Source organism: Pseudaminobacter salicylatoxidans, from assembly GCF_003148475.1.
GTDB lineage: Bacteria > Pseudomonadota > Alphaproteobacteria > Rhizobiales > Rhizobiaceae > Pseudaminobacter > Pseudaminobacter salicylatoxidans.
The window spans coordinates 554,511-568,791 of record NZ_QGGG01000001.1 but is presented as its reverse complement, the minus strand read 5'-3'; the positions used below and the strand labels follow the sequence as shown (position 1 = coordinate 568,791).

Genomic DNA, 14,281 nt, shown 5'->3' with positions numbered 1-14,281 from the left:
CGTTACCGCCTGCCGTGTTTGGGTAAACTGTAATCGACGAACTGCCGGGCGCAATTGACCCAGCTGAATTCCAGGGCCCTCTTCCTCGCGGCTTCGCGAGACAGTTGGAGAGTGGCCATTGCCGCTTCGCGCAGATCCTGTGAGAGGACGCCTTCCTCATGGCCCGCGATAATGTCCAGCGGACCAGTCACCGGAAATGCGGCAACCGGACAGCCGCTGGCCAACGCTTCCAGAATGACGTTGCCGAAGGTGTCGGTCCTGCTTGGGAACACGAAGACATCGGCGGAGGCGTAGATGGTCGCCAATTCCTCGCCCTTGCGGACGCCGAGGAAATGAACTTGCGGGTAGCGCGCCTTAAGCCGCGCAAGGTCCGGCCCATCGCCGACCACCACCTTGCTGCCGGGCAGGTCGAGATCGAGGAAGGCGGGGAGGTTTTTCTCCACGGCAACCCGGCCGACATTCAGAAACACCGGCCGGGGAAAGCCGAGGTCCTGCCGGCGGGCCGGGTTGAACAGTTCCGTGTCCACCCCGCGCGACCACATCCGGATATTCTTGAAACCGCGAGCAGCCAGTTCCTCGCCCATTGACGGGGTGGCGACAAGCACTGCCTGTCCGGCGTTGTGGAAACGCCGCAGCCAGCGATAGCACCAGCTTTCGGGAACCGGAAAGCGCGCGCGGACGAATTCCGGGAAACGCGTATGGTAGCTCGTGGTGAAGCTCCAGCCGTTTGCCAGGCAAACACGCCGCGCCAACATGCCCAATGGCCCTTCGGTGGCGATATGGATTCTGTCCGGCGCGAGCGCGTTCAAGCGGCGCGAAACCATGCGGCGGGTGGCGAGCGTCAGGCGTATTTCGGGATAGGTCGGCAACGGAAGCGTGCGAAAGCCGCTCGGCGTGAGAAATTCAGTATCGACCCCGGTCGTGGCCAATGTCTCGGCAAGCTTTTCGAGAGTATGGACAACGCCGTTTACCTGAGGCCGCCAGGCATCGGTGACGATCAGCATACGCATGGCCGCGACGCCTACGCCACGCGCCGCCACAATGGCGGCTTCGACGGCACACGGTTCGCGTTGAGAACGCGGCTGAAAGCCTGCCAGTGGATGAGTTCCATGCGGCCGTCCTGATGCTCGACAACAGCCGTGCAGCTTTCAACCCAATCGCCCGTATTGATGTAGGTAAAATCGTCGAAGTCGCGCATTGCGGCCGAATGGATGTGCCCGCAGATAACGCCATCGACGCCGTGCCGTTTCGCTTCCGTTGCAAGTGTCTCTTCAAAGTGGCCGATAAAATTCACGGCATTCTTCACCCGGGCCTTTGCCCAGGCTGACAGCGACCAATAGGTGAAGCCCAGCTTGCGGCGCACGATGTTGATGCGCGTCGATAACGCCAGCGCAATCTCGTAGGCCCAGTCCCCAAGGAAGGCGAGCCACCGGGCGTGGCGTATGACCATGTCGAATATATCGCCGTGAATGATGAGATAGCGCTTGCCATCGGCGGCTTCGTGGATAGCCGTCTCGCTGATCTCCACGCCGCCGAAATGGAGGCCGCAGAACTCGCGCAGAAATTCGTCGTGATTGCCCGGCACGTAGACGATGCGAGCGCCCTTGCGCACCTTGCGCAGCAGCTTCTGGACGACGTCGTTATGCGCCTGGGGCCAATACCAGGAGGAGCGCAGACGCCACCCGTCGATGATGTCGCCGACGAGATAGAGTGTCTCGGCGTCATGGTCGTGCAGGAATTCCAGCAGGGCTTCAGCCTGGGCACCCTTGGTGCCCAGATGAACATCGGAGATGAACAGGCTCCGGTAGCGGGCAGGTTGCTCATTCATTCGGGAATCGCCTGGGTGCCACTGGGTCATGGACGCTTTTTCAGCAGCACCCCGTGACACGCTTATGACACCCTTGCGGTGAATCCGCATGGCGCGTCCGCCGGCAGGCTCATGTCACCGTATCATCATCCATTTGAGAATTCCTTGTCACATGCGGCCGCTATGCGCTGCGGGCAGCCTTCAATCACTGCATAAAGGATACTATCAATGCTAAAGACCGTTCTGCTGGCGACCGCTGCCGTTGCCGCCTTCCTGTCCTCGGCCTCGGCCGAAGAAAAGTTTCCGGCGAAGCTCGCAGGTCACAGCTTTCTGCCGGCGCTGACGCTGATAACGCCGCCTGCGGACGCGCCGCACGACGCGTGGGTGTCGGGCAAGTTCACCGGCAAGGAGCGCAACCACAACGTCATGTCGGTGCCGGGCGATGTCGGCGCTGCCTATGGCAGCCATCCGACTGGCATTTCGCTGCCTTTCATCGGCCAGCCCGTTCAGGGGATGTCCGGCTTTGCCATGAACCGGGCCGAGGATGGAAGCATCTTCACACTGACGGACAACGGGTTTGGCGCCAAGGTCAACAGTCCTGATGCGCTGCTGTTCTTCCATCGGATGACGCCGGATTTCACGACCGGCAAGGTGGAGCGCGTCGCTTCGGTCTTCCTGCGCGACCCCGACCGCAAGGTGCCGTTCCGCATTGCCTATGAGGGCACCGAAAGCCGCTATCTGACCGGTGCGGATTTCGATCCCGAAAGCATTCAGTATCTCAATGGCGAGATCTGGATCGGCGATGAATTCGGTCCCTATATCATCCGCGCGACCGAGGATGGCCGTGTCCTTTCCGTCCACCAGACGATGCTCGACGGCAAGGCGCTCACGGGGCCGGATACGCCCGGCACCGTTGTTTCGGCCGCGGCCGGAAAGGATTTCCGCGTCCAGCGTTCGGGCGGCTATGAAGGCATGGCGCTGCAACCGGGCACCGATCTTCTGTGGGGCATGCTGGAAAAGCCGATCCTCGGCGAGAACGGCGAGCCGGAGGGCGACTTCCTGCGCGTCATCACCTTCGACACCAGGAAGGGAGAATGGACCGGCAACAGTTATAAGTTCCGCCTGTCCGATGGAGCCAAGGCGATCGGCGACTTCAACTTCATCGACGACACCCGCGCCCTCGTCATCGAGCGCGACAATGGCGAGGGCGATCCAAGCCTTGCCTGCGCCGACGATGCTGCCGACAAGTCGGCCTGCTACCCGCTTCCCGCGACGGTGAAGAAGATCGTGCTGGTCGATACCGCACAGGTAGACGATGACGGCTTCATCCGCCGTATTGCCCATATCGACCTGATGGACATTGCCGATCCCGATGGCAAGGCCATCCTCGAAACCGACGCCAGGCGCGACCTGACGGGCAAGTTCACCTTCCCATTCTTCACCATCGAGGATGTGATGCGCTACGACGGCACCCACATCCTCGTCGCCAACGACAACAACTTGCCGTTCTCCGCTGGCCGCAAGATAGGTCAGGCCGCCGACAACGAGTTCATCCTGCTCGAAGTCGGTGATTTTCTGGCGCAACGCTAAAAATCAACTGCGGCCGTTTGTAGGGATACAGGCGGCCGCCGTACCGGGCTGGCCCCCGAGATCAACGCGCGCCGAAACCGGTGAGGAATGACGTCAGGTTGTCCGACAGTTCGTCGCACAGATAGCCACCCTCCTGCACGATGACGGTAGGCAGGCGCAGCCTCGCAATCGCCTCGGCAATTCGGGCAAAGCCCGGCGTCGTGACCGACAGGCCGCCGAAGGGATCGCCCTCGAAAGCGTCGAGGCCCAGCGCCACCACCAGCACTTCCGGTGCAAAGGCGCGGATGCGCTGCAAGCCCTTGTCCAGTGCGGCGAGAAACTCCACGTCGCCCGATTTGCGCTCCAGCGGCAGGTTGAGATTGTAGCCGAGCCCCGGACCTTCGCCGCGCTCGTCGGCATGACCCCAGAAGAAGGGATAGAAGCGGATCGGGTCGGCATGGATCGACACGGTCAGCACATCGGGGCGGGCATAGAAGATGCCCTGTGTGCCGTTGCCGTGGTGCAGGTCGACATCGAGGATGGCCACCCGCGCCGCCCGGCTGCGCAGGCGCTGCGCGGCGACCGCCGAATTGTTGATGAAGCAGAAACCGCCGGCGACATCGGCGAATGCGTGATGGCCGGGCGGGCGGCAGAGCGCATAGGCGGCCGGTTCGCCCGACAGCACGGCCTCAGCCGCCTCGACCGCGCTCCAGGCGCTCCACAGCGAGCTTTCCCAGGTTTCGGCCGAGATCGGGCACGACGTGTCGGCCATGTGGTAGCCGGCCTGACCCACGGCGGACGCCGGGTAACTGCCGCCACGCGCTATGGGATGGATGTTGGGGATGACCTCTTGCGACGCGCCTTCGATGCGCTGCCAGCGGTCGTAGATGCGCTCGAGGAAATCGAGATATTCAGGCGTATGAACCGCAGCTATCGGCCCCAGCCCATGCTCGCCCGGCCGCACGATCTCGCAGCCTGCGGCACGCGCCCCGGCAAGCAACCGCTCCACCCGCTCCGGCTGTTCCGGATTGGGTTTTGGCGACCCGCTGGACAAAAAGGCCTTGGGGTCGTGGCGCTTCTGCTCGTCAGCGTAAAAGGCTTTCATGGCTGCTCCTGATTTTCCGGCTCAATTTGTAGTGGTGCGCGCCAGCGCAAGAAAGGCCTCACCGTAGGCGCCGTGGTCGCGGTCGCTGTCGAGCCAGCCGATGCCGAGCCTCTCGTAGAAGCCTTGCGCGGAGACGTTGTCGACATCGACGGCGAGCCTGAGATAGACGCCGCCGCGCTGATGCGACCACCCGGCCACCTCACGCAGCAGACGCTCGCCGATCCTGCGGCCGCGAAACCGCTCGTCGACATACAAATCCTGCACATAGACGCCGGGCCGCCCGAGCCAGGTCGAGAAGATCGGGAAGAACAGGCACAGCCCTGCGAACTCGCCGTCGACTTCCGCGATCAGGCTTGAAAAGGCAGCATCAGTCCCGAAGCCGAAACGGCGGAAATCCTCGACCGTGCTTGCGATCTTGGCTTCCAGACCGGTGAAGCGTCCGAGTTGCAGGATCGCTTCATGCATTGTCTCGGCATCGGCCGGTTCCGCCGGCCTGATGGTGATTTTTGGGGGAGGGGTTAGGGGTGGGGGTGAAAAGCGGGCCGAACTCATCAAAACGCCACCCGGTCGCCGCCCTTGAGGCCCAGCAGGTCGCGCGCTTCGGCGGGCGTCGCCGCGTCCAGTGACAGCGCTTCCAACACCTTGCGGATGCGCCGCACCTGGTCGGCATTGGAGCGGGCAAGCTGACCGCGTCCGTCATAGAGGCTGTCCTCCAGCCCCACCCGCACATTGCCGCCCATGGCGGCGGCCATCGTGATCATCGGCATCTGGTGACGGCCGGCAGCAAGCACGGAGAAGCTGTAGCCGTCGCCGAACAGCTTGTCGGCAATACGTTTCATGTGGGTGAGATTGTCCGGGTCTGCCCCGATGCCGCCCAACACGCCGAACACGAACTGGATGAAGAGGTGGCCCGACACCAGCCCGCGATCGCGGAAATGCGCCAGTGAATAGAGATGGCCGACATCGTAGCATTCGAACTCGAAACGCGTGTCGCAGCCCTTGCCCAGCCGGTCGAGGATCAATTCCATGTCGGCGAAGGTATTCTTGAAGATCGAGCTGCGCGTGGCTTCGAGCAGCTTCGGCTCCCAGTCGTGCCGCCACTCGGTCGGCTTGTCGAGTGCGGGGAACAGCGCGAAGTTCATCGACCCCATGTTGAGTGAGCACATTTCCGGTTCTGCGCGCAGCGAGGCCGCGAGCCGGTCGTCCAGCGTCATCAGCGAGGAGCCGCCGGTGGAGATGTTGATCACCGCCTCGGTCGCCTGCTTGATGCGCGGCAGGAACTGCATGAAAACGTCGGGATCGGCGGTCGGCCGCCCATCTTTCGGATCGCGAGCGTGCAAGTGCAGGATCGAAGCTCCGGCCTCTGCCGCCGCAATCGCCTCCGAAGCGATCTGGTCGGGCGTGATGGGCAGATGAGGCGACATGGTCGGTGTGTGGACCGAACCGGTGACGGCGCAGGTGATGATGACCTTGCGGCGCGATGATTTTGCGGGAGCGGTCATGTCTGGCCTCACCGGTTCACGGGAAGGTCGAGTTCGGCGGCGAGCGCTTCCAGCGTGTCGCCGAGGACGGAAACGATCTCGCCGATCTGCTCGCGCGTGACGATGAGCGGTGGCGCGACCATGAAATTGTCGCTGAACGGTCCGCCGCGTACGCGCCGCGAATAGACGATCAGCCCGCGCTCGAAGGCAAGGTCGATCAGCCGGACATTGGCGTTCAACTCCGGCGGCAGTGGCGTCTTCGTCACCGGGTCGGCGTAGAGTTCGGCGCCCAGCAGCAGGCCCTTGCCGCGCACGTCGCCCACGAAGGGGAAGTGCCTCGTAAGCGCTTCGAGCTCGCCCTTCAGCACCTCGCCCATGGCGGCCGCGTTGCCGATCAGCCCCAGCCGGTCGACTTCGCCCAGCACGGCAAGGCCGGCCGCGCAGGCCACCGGGTTGCCGCCATAGGTATGGCCGTGCAGGAAGCCGCCGGCGGCAACCACCGGGCCGACGATACGCTCGGTGGCGGCCAGAGCGCCGAGCGGCGCATAGCCCGACGAGAGACCCTTGGAGAGCGAGATGATGTCGGGCTTGCAGTTCCAGTGGTCGCCGCCGAGGAATTTCCCGGTGCGGCCGATGCCGGTCATCACCTCGTCGTGGATGAGCAGGATGCCGTAGCGGTCGCAGATTTCGCGGATGCGGGCAAAATAGCTGTCGGGCGGAACGAGGGCGGCCGTGGCAGCGCCCCCGATCGGCTCCATCAGGAAGGCGAGTACGCTTTCGGGGCCTTCCCCGAGTATCTTCGCCTCCAGCATGTCGGCGTAGCGCAGGCCGCGCTCTTCCAGCGAGAGATTGTCGTTGTCGCGATGGACCATCGGCGCGGGGATGAGTGGCATGGGCTGCCCCATCGGCTCGAAGGCTTTGGTCAGCACATCGTCGCCGGTGACGCCGAGCGAGCCGACAGTGATGCCGTGATAGGAAGGCATGCGTCCGATGATCTTCCAGCGCTTCGGCTGGCCTGTCACCACCGCCCATTGCCGGGCGAGTTTCAGGCAGGCTTCCACCGCCTCCGAACCGCCTGACACGAAATAGATGCGCTCGAGCCCATTGGGCAGGCGCGCGGCCAGTCCGCGTGCCAGTTCGACGGCGGGCTCGCTTTCGAAATGGATGGTGTAGGCAAAGCACACCTGGTTCATCTGGCGCTTCATCGCGTCGATGACGGCGCGGTTGCCATGGCCGATATTGACGTTCACCGCCCCGCTCGACCCGTCAATATAGCGGCGACCGGTCCTGTCCCACAGATAGATGCCCTCGGCGCGATCCACCATCGGGCGCGGCGCGCGTGTGAAATGAAAGAGGTTCGGCTTGCGACCAGCCTCGGCCGCTGCGGAATGAACAGTCATGTCAAACCTCCCCCTCATTCGAAGCTTCCAACTTACATGATTGCCTTTGTGTCAGCGTTGCACAACCGGGTAATGGAAATGGAAGTTGTGGATTCCCGGAATGAATTCGCCGCGATCCGAAAGGCTTAAATCGCCTGCACGCCGCCGTTGTGATCAGGGCAGGCTTGCCCTGAGGGTGTTATTGCGGCAGGGCACAACGCTCGAACTTTGCCATCAAGACAAGCGGACGTGATTGGAGAGAAATCTGCATTGCGGCTGTGGACATCGGCTCGCTTATCGCCCAATCTTCATTTCAGGGAACAAACAAGCGCTGCACAGACGGCGCGTCACGATCCGAGTGGGTATGACCAAAGGGTGGAAACTCTACGACCCGCGACTGGCATGGATACTGGTCGCACCGGTATTGCTTCTGCTGCTTCTTTTCCTGCTGCTGCCGATTGCCGTGATGGCGGTCTACACCTTCTTTACTTTCGTCACGGCGGGCGTCGAGACAAGCGAGTTGACGCTTGCCAACTGGACTGAATTCCTGACCGACAGTTACTATCACGGCTTCCTTTTGAAGACCATGCGCGTCGGTGCCATGACCGCGATCATCTGCGCGGTGCTTGGCTATTTCCCGGCCTATTTCATCTGGGCCACCAACTTCCGGCACAAATGGCTGCTGCTTCTGCTGCTCATCGTGCCGTTCTGGATCAGCTTCACCATCCGCACCTTTTCATGGATCCACATCCTCGGCGAGCAGGGGCTCATCAATGTTACGCTGCTGAAGCTCGGCCTGATCGACCAGCCTTTGCAGATGCTCTACACCGAGGGCGCGGTCGTCATGGGGCTCCTGCACTTCCTGCTGCCCTACATGATCCTCAACGTCTATGTGAGCCTTGAAAGCATCGACCGCACGCTGATTTCAGCGGCCCGATCCATGGGCTGCACCAGTGCGCAGGCGTTCCGCGAAGTCACGCTGCCGCTGTCATTGCCCGGCCTCGCAGCAGGTCTGCTGCTCTGCTTCGTGCTCGCCGCCGGCAGTTATGTGACGCCGCAATTGCTCGGCTCGGGTCGCGATGCCTTGTTCGGCAATCTGATCTACGACACCATCATGGGGCAACTGAACTGGCCGATGGGCGCCACGCTCTCAATCGTGCTGTTCGTCGTGCTCGGCTGCTTTGCCGCCACCTATACCCGCTACATGGGCATGTCCCAGATCGTGAAGGGGCTGGGCGGATGAGCGGGGGCCGGTATCAGGACAAGGAAGGCAGATGGGCCTGGCGTCTGACCGGCTTCATCACGCTTTGCGTCTATATCTTCATGTTCGCGCCGATCATTGCCACGGTCGTGCTGTCCTTCAACGCCTCGATGTTCGGCGGCTTTCCGCTCACCGGCTTCAGCCTGCAATGGTATGGCAAGCTCTTGTCCAACGAGCAGGTGCTTGCCGCCTTCAGGACATCGCTGTGGATTGCGCTGGTCACGGCTGCGGTCACGACGCTGCTGGGCATCATCACCGCCTTTGCGCTGGTTCGCTTCGAGTTTCCCGGCAAGGCGACTTTCGGCACGCTGGTGATCCTGCCGGCGCTGGTGCCGGAAACCATTCTGGGCGTCGGGCTGCTGGTTCTCATCAAGGCGGTCGACCAGCCACGCAGTCTGGGGCTGTTGCTGCTTGGCCATATCATGCTGGCGCTGCCCTACGTGGTGCTGATCACGCAGGCGCGCATGGTAGGCATCCGGCGCACCTATGAGGAAGCGGCGCTGTCGCTGGGGGCGTCGCGGCTGTCGTCGTTCCGCGAGATCACGCTGCCGCTGCTTATCCCGGCGGTCGTCGCCAGCGCACTGCTGGCCTTCACCATTTCCTTCGACAACACCTCCGCCAGCCTGTTCTGGCGGCCTGCCGGCGTCGAAACGATGCCGACCCAGATTTTGTCGATGCTCAAGATTTCGATAAGCCCCGAGATCAATGCGCTCGGCACGGTCATGATCGTCGTGACCGTGGGCATTCCGCTGGTTGGCGGGCTTATCCTGCAAAGTCTCACCCGGTTGAGAAAACGTGTCGATGCAAAGGGGAATGCCTGATGAAAATTTCGACGACGAAGAGACTTGAACGGCTGAACGAGCGATATGGGAACGGCGACGTCAGCCGCCGAACCTTTCTGACCCTGACGGCGGCGGCGGCCGCTTCGGCAGGGCTTTCCACGCCATGGATGGGCCGCGCGCTGGCGGCCGCGACGGAAGTGCGCTTCGACGGCTGGGGCGGCGTGGTGCAGGAGGCGATCGATAAATATGCCTTCCAGCCCTACACGCAGAAGACCGGCATCAAGGTGGTGCAGGGCACCTTCGGCGACGAGGACGAGGTCATCACGAAGATCAAGACCTCGAAGCCGGGAGACTTCCAGGTCATCCATTCCTCGGGCGTGAACTACTACATCAAATACGTGAATGCCGGCGTCAACGCCGAAATCAACGAGGCCAACATTCCCAACATGGTGAACGTGCTGGAGCCGATGATCGAACCCTTCCGCAAGATCACGCCCAAGATCGGCGCCGTGCCATACGACTACGGTACCACCGGCATCGCCTACAACAACAAGGTCATCTCGGACGACGAGGCCAGGGAGAAGGGCGTCGGCCTCCTGTTTGACCAGAAATACGCGGGCAAGGTGGGCGGCTATGCCGACATGACCACGCGCGTCTGGTATGCCGCGCTGCAGACCGGTCAGGATCCGAACAACATCCAGGACATGGATGCCGTCTGGGCGAAGGTGCGCGAAAACCGGGATCTCGCCAAGAAATTCTGGAGTTCCGGCGCGGAGCTGATGGACCTGCTTTCCAAGGGCGAGATCGTGGTGACGGACGCCTGGTCGGGCCGTGTTGCCGCGCTGCAGCAGCAGGGTCAACCGATCGGCTATATCGATCCGAAAGGTTCCTATGCCTGGATGGAGGACATGCTCGTCCTCAAGGGCTCGCCCATGGCCGAGTGCGAGGAGATGATCAATTTCATGCTCGAGCCCGCCACCTCCATCGCCGTGGCCGAGGGCCAGAACTATCCGCCTTCGCTGGACCCGACCAAGGTCAAGCTAACCGAGAAGATCGAGAAGCTTCCGGCCTTCGACCCGACTGGCTCGATGAACGCGCTGACCTTCGCAGATCCGGTCTACTGGGCGAACAACGAAGACGCCTGGAGCAAGCAATGGGACAGGATTTCGAAAGGTGCATGACAGCCTCGAAACCCAGACACCCCGGCCGGATGCGGCCGGGGTGCTGCCGGCCACCGCGGGCGGGTATGTCGCACCGCAGCCGGCGGTGGAATTCCGCAATATCGACATCGCCTATGGCAAGTTCGTTGCGGTCCGCAATTTCTCGCTCGCCATCCGCAAGGGCAGCTTTGTCACCCTGCTGGGGCCTTCCGGCTGCGGCAAAACCACGATCCTGCGCTCGATCGCGGGACTGGTCGATATCTCGGCCGGGCAGATTTCCATCGGCGGAAGGCGCGTCGATGACGTGCCGATCTACAAGCGCAATATCGGCCTGGTCTTCCAGAGCTATGCGCTCTTCCCGCACAAGAACGTCTTCGACAATGTCGCCTTCGGGTTGAAATATCGCAATGTGCCGAAGGCGGAGATCGCGCGCAGGGTGGGCAAGGCGCTGGAGATGGTGCGACTGCCGGGCAGCGAAAAGAAGCTGCCCTCGCAGCTCTCGGGCGGTCAGCAGCAGCGCATTGCGCTGGCGCGCGCCATCGTGTTCGAGCCCGAAGTGCTGCTTCTGGACGAGCCGCTTTCGGCGCTCGATGCCAATATGCGCGAGGAGATGCGTGTCGAGATCAAGAAAATCCAGAAGGAGACCGGCATCACCGCCATCTTCGTGACCCACGATCAGGAAGAGGCATTGTCCATGTCCGACCAGATCGTCGTCATGAACGCGGGCACGATGGAGCAGATCGGCACGCCCGAGGAGGTCTATGACACGCCGGCGACCGCCTTCGTGGCCGATTTTCTCGGCAAGGCGAACATGTTGCCGGGCGTCGTTACGGCAATGGACGGATCCAGGGCGACGATCACGCTTCCGGCCGGACAGGTTGTTACCGCCGTTTCGCCGAAGGTTCTTGGGGCAGGTTCTCGCATCACCGTCGTGGTGCGCCCGCAAAAAATGACGGTCGGTGCAGCACTCCCGGTCAATCGTCTGGCCGGGCGCGTTATCTCGACCTCCTATCTCGGCGGCAACGCCATATACGAAGTCGATGTGGGCGGAGGGATGATCATTCGTGCCAACACCCAGATAGAAGGGAGGCTCGCGCGCGAGGGCGATGCCATAGATGTTGGTTTCGACCCGGCAGGCTGCGTCCTCCTGGATGAAAACGGGTTGCGGGTTGCGTAGAAGAGAAGGGCCGTCATCGGCTTCACGGTTGCATGGTTCCAGCCGCAATCAGCGCGGGTTCGGTGAGGAACGATGCGACGACGGATGGTAAGATGGCGGACGTCGGCTTGTAGATGCCGCAAGCGGCGATCAGGCCGCGCCTGTCCGTGCTGGTGCCGAGATGGCGCCAGATCGTGCGCGTAGCGTAGGGCAAATTGTTGTTGCGCCACGATATGCCCATCGTCAGGCCCCGAAGATATCGCCGTTGATGAATCTCGAACGGCATCAGGATCGTTTGCCCGAAGGTTGGCGCCTCGCCACGGGTGAGTTCGGTCAGGAAAATGCGCTGACGCTGGCAGGCGGCAAGGCCGACATAGCGCGAACGCTGCACGACGCCGTTTTCATGGTCCACAATGCGCTCAAGAGACGTCACCTGAACCTGACCGTCCTTCTCCCGCAAATGCGCGCAGGAACACACGATCCGGCCGGGCCAGGAAAGCGATATGTGCCATGTCTGGTAGAAACCCAGATATGCACGCAATGCCCGCAGATCGCCGGGAAATGCGTCATCAAGCGGCCCCCGTCCGGGAGATGCGTGGCGACCCTCCAGCAGCCTTGCCCGAAAGGCATGCGGCGCCAGGTCGAAATCAGCCGGATCGAGACCGAAGGCAGCCGCGATCCGCAAGCGGTTATGTGCGGATGGCAGGGTGCCGGCGTTGAGATAGCGATTGAATTGCTGCCTGTTGACACCGATCGCGCGACACAGATCGGAGATCGACTTCCGCGTACTGCACGCAAATTTCAGATTGCCGTTGAAATTGAGATGTGATCCCTGCATTGCGGTAGCATAAACTTGCTTAAAATAGCGTCAAGCAGCGAAGTTGCGCTGCGCCGATCCGGGCTCATTATCGGCTGCGACAGTTCCGATCGAGAGGATCCAAATGGACGAGTTGGGTAGGGCGTTTAACCTTTCGCGCCGCGGCTTTCTTCAGGGAAGTACGCTGCTGGGGCTCACGGCTGCGACCGGCACGCTGGTTTCGCCGGCCCGGGCGCAAGACCCCGTGCGTGGCGGTGTGTTGCGGATGGGGCTCGAAGGCGGTGCATCCGCCGACACGCTCGATCCGGCGCTGGCGTCGGCGAGCGTTCTCTTCGTGATCGCGCATTGCTGGGGCGATACGCTGGTTGAATCCGATCCCAAGACGGGTGCCCCGCTTCCCTCACTGGCCGAATCCTGGTCGCCCTCGGCCGACGCGAAGGAATGGACCTTCAAGCTTCGCAAGGGCGTGCACTTCCATGACGGAAAGCCGCTGACCGTTGCGGATGCGGTTGCCACGCTGCGCCGCCATGCGGGCGAGAAATCGCAATCGGGCGCGCTCGGCCTGCTGACCGGCATATCGCGCATCGAGGAGAAAGCGGGAGACCTGGTGATCACGCTGAAGGAAGGCAATGCCGACCTGCCGCTCGTGCTCACCGACTATCACCTGCAGATCCAGCCGGGCGGCGGTGTCGATAACCCCAACGCCGCGATCGGCACCGGTCCCTACAAGATGGTGAAGTTCGAACCGGGCGTTCGCGCTACCTTCGAAAGAAACAAGGACGACTGGCGTCAGGATCGCGGCTACGTTGACAGTGTCGAGATCACGGTCATGAATGATCTGACCGCCCGCATCAGCGCCCTGAGATCGGGCGAGGTCGATTTCATCAACACGCTTGCGCCGAAGGTGGTTCCACTGTTGCAGCGGGCGGCGAATGTCGAGGTGTTGCGTACCTCGGGCAAGGGTTTTTACGCCTTTTTGATGCATTGCGACACCGCGCCGTTCGACAATAACGATCTGCGCACGGCACTGAAGCTGGCCATAGACCGCGAGGCTATCCTCAAGCAGGTGGTTGGCGGTTTCGGCACGATCGGGAACGACTATCCGGTCAACGCCAACTACGCGCTTGCGCCGACCGATATCGAGCAGCGCGTCTACGATCCCGACAAGGCAGCATTCCACTACAAGAAATCCGGTCATGAGGGACCGATCCTGCTGCAGACTTCCGAGGCGGCGTTCCCCGGTGCGGTTGATGCCGCGCAGCTTTTCCAGATCAGCGCGGCCAAGGCCGGCATACAGCTCGACGTGCGGCGTGAGCCCAGTGACGGATACTGGACGGAAGTCTGGAACAAGAAGCCGTTCTGCGCTTCTTACTGGGGTGGGCGCCCGACACAGGATGCGCGCTATTCCACCTCCTACGTGTCCGATGCGGAATGGAACGACACGCGCTTCAAGCGTCCGGATTTCGACAAGCTGGCGATGGAGGCCCGAGGCGAGCTCGATGAAGACAAGCGCCGCGTGCTCTATCGGCAGATGGCGCTCATGGTGCACGATGAGGGTGGTTTGATCTTGCCGGTTTTCAACGACTACCTGAACGCGTCGTCGAACAAGCTGAAGGGGTATGTCCACGATATCGGCAACGATCTTTCCAACGGTCGCATTGCGAGCCGGATTTGGCTGGAAGCCTGAGTTTTTCGGGGGGCAGGCATCGCCTGACCTTCATCCATGCGCCTGAGGGCGCCGGCGGCATGCCTGGCATGCCCAGG

13 protein-coding genes are annotated in these 14,281 nt (G+C 62.2%); 6 read left to right on the top strand and 7 right to left on the bottom strand.

What is annotated here, in order from left to right; genetic code table 11:
- Positions 1-2 precede the first annotated feature (2 nt).
- Positions 3-1,010 (bottom strand): glycosyltransferase family 4 protein, encoded by a 1,008-nt coding sequence (locus tag C7441_RS02520; protein ID WP_109611624.1) that lies wholly within the window; start codon positions 1,008-1,010, stop codon positions 3-5.
- Positions 1,011-1,021: 11 nt separating this feature from the next.
- Complete coding sequence (locus C7441_RS02515; protein WP_109611561.1) at positions 1,022-1,828, bottom strand: UDP-2,3-diacylglucosamine diphosphatase; 807 nt, start codon at positions 1,826-1,828, stop codon at positions 1,022-1,024.
- Between the two features lie 207 nt (positions 1,829-2,035).
- On the opposite strand from C7441_RS02515, the gene C7441_RS02510 reads away from it, so the two are divergent.
- Positions 2,036-3,397, top strand: a complete 1,362-nt coding sequence (locus tag C7441_RS02510; protein ID WP_109611560.1) for an esterase-like activity of phytase family protein — start codon at positions 2,036-2,038, stop codon at positions 3,395-3,397.
- Between the two features lie 61 nt (positions 3,398-3,458).
- Here C7441_RS02510 and C7441_RS02505 read toward each other — a convergent pair whose 3' ends face one another.
- The 4 genes from C7441_RS02505 to C7441_RS02490 all read right to left on the bottom strand — a co-directional run bounded on the left by C7441_RS02505 (position 3,459) and on the right by C7441_RS02490 (position 7,362).
- The gene (locus C7441_RS02505; RefSeq protein ID WP_109611559.1) at positions 3,459-4,481 is read right to left on the bottom strand and encodes a histone deacetylase family protein; all 1,023 of its coding nucleotides are present in this window, start codon (positions 4,479-4,481) and stop codon (positions 3,459-3,461) included.
- Positions 4,482-4,502: 21 nt separating this feature from the next.
- Complete coding sequence (locus C7441_RS02500) at positions 4,503-4,946, bottom strand: GNAT family N-acetyltransferase (protein ID WP_109611558.1); 444 nt, start codon at positions 4,944-4,946, stop codon at positions 4,503-4,505.
- Between the two features lie 86 nt (positions 4,947-5,032).
- Entirely contained in the window at positions 5,033-5,983 is a 951-nt protein-coding gene (kce, locus tag C7441_RS02495) for a 3,5-dioxohexanoate:acetyl-CoA acetone transferase (protein WP_109611557.1), read from the bottom strand.
- An 8-nt stretch (positions 5,984-5,991) separates the two neighbouring features.
- Positions 5,992-7,362, bottom strand: coding sequence for an aminotransferase family protein (locus C7441_RS02490; RefSeq protein WP_109611556.1), 1,371 nt, complete (start codon positions 7,360-7,362; stop codon positions 5,992-5,994).
- A gap of 343 nt (positions 7,363-7,705) precedes the next feature.
- Between C7441_RS02490 and C7441_RS02485 the strand changes: the two genes are divergently transcribed.
- From C7441_RS02485 to C7441_RS02470, 4 genes are read left to right on the top strand one after another with little or no spacing between them, the layout of a single operon-like run.
- Positions 7,706-8,584 (top strand): ABC transporter permease, encoded by an 879-nt coding sequence (locus C7441_RS02485; RefSeq protein ID WP_040692269.1) that lies wholly within the window; start codon positions 7,706-7,708, stop codon positions 8,582-8,584.
- Complete coding sequence (locus C7441_RS02480; protein ID WP_109611555.1) at positions 8,581-9,423, top strand: ABC transporter permease; 843 nt, start codon at positions 8,581-8,583, stop codon at positions 9,421-9,423. Before C7441_RS02485 ends, C7441_RS02480 begins: the two co-directional genes overlap by 4 nt.
- A complete protein-coding gene (locus C7441_RS02475) occupies positions 9,423-10,565 on the top strand; it encodes an extracellular solute-binding protein (protein WP_109611554.1) in 1,143 nt (380 codons plus the stop codon). Before C7441_RS02480 ends, C7441_RS02475 begins: the two co-directional genes overlap by 1 nt.
- Positions 10,558-11,721, top strand: coding sequence for an ABC transporter ATP-binding protein (locus tag C7441_RS02470; protein ID WP_109611553.1), 1,164 nt, complete (start codon positions 10,558-10,560; stop codon positions 11,719-11,721). Before C7441_RS02475 ends, C7441_RS02470 begins: the two co-directional genes overlap by 8 nt.
- A 22-nt stretch (positions 11,722-11,743) precedes the next feature.
- On the opposite strand, the gene C7441_RS02465 is transcribed toward C7441_RS02470, so the two are convergent.
- A complete protein-coding gene (locus C7441_RS02465; RefSeq protein ID WP_109611552.1) occupies positions 11,744-12,538 on the bottom strand; it encodes a helix-turn-helix domain-containing protein in 795 nt (264 codons plus the stop codon).
- A gap of 103 nt (positions 12,539-12,641) precedes the next feature.
- Between C7441_RS02465 and C7441_RS02460 the strand changes: the two genes are divergently transcribed.
- Complete coding sequence (locus C7441_RS02460) at positions 12,642-14,204, top strand: ABC transporter substrate-binding protein (protein ID WP_109611551.1); 1,563 nt, start codon at positions 12,642-12,644, stop codon at positions 14,202-14,204.
- The last annotated feature ends 77 nt before the right edge of the window (positions 14,205-14,281 follow it).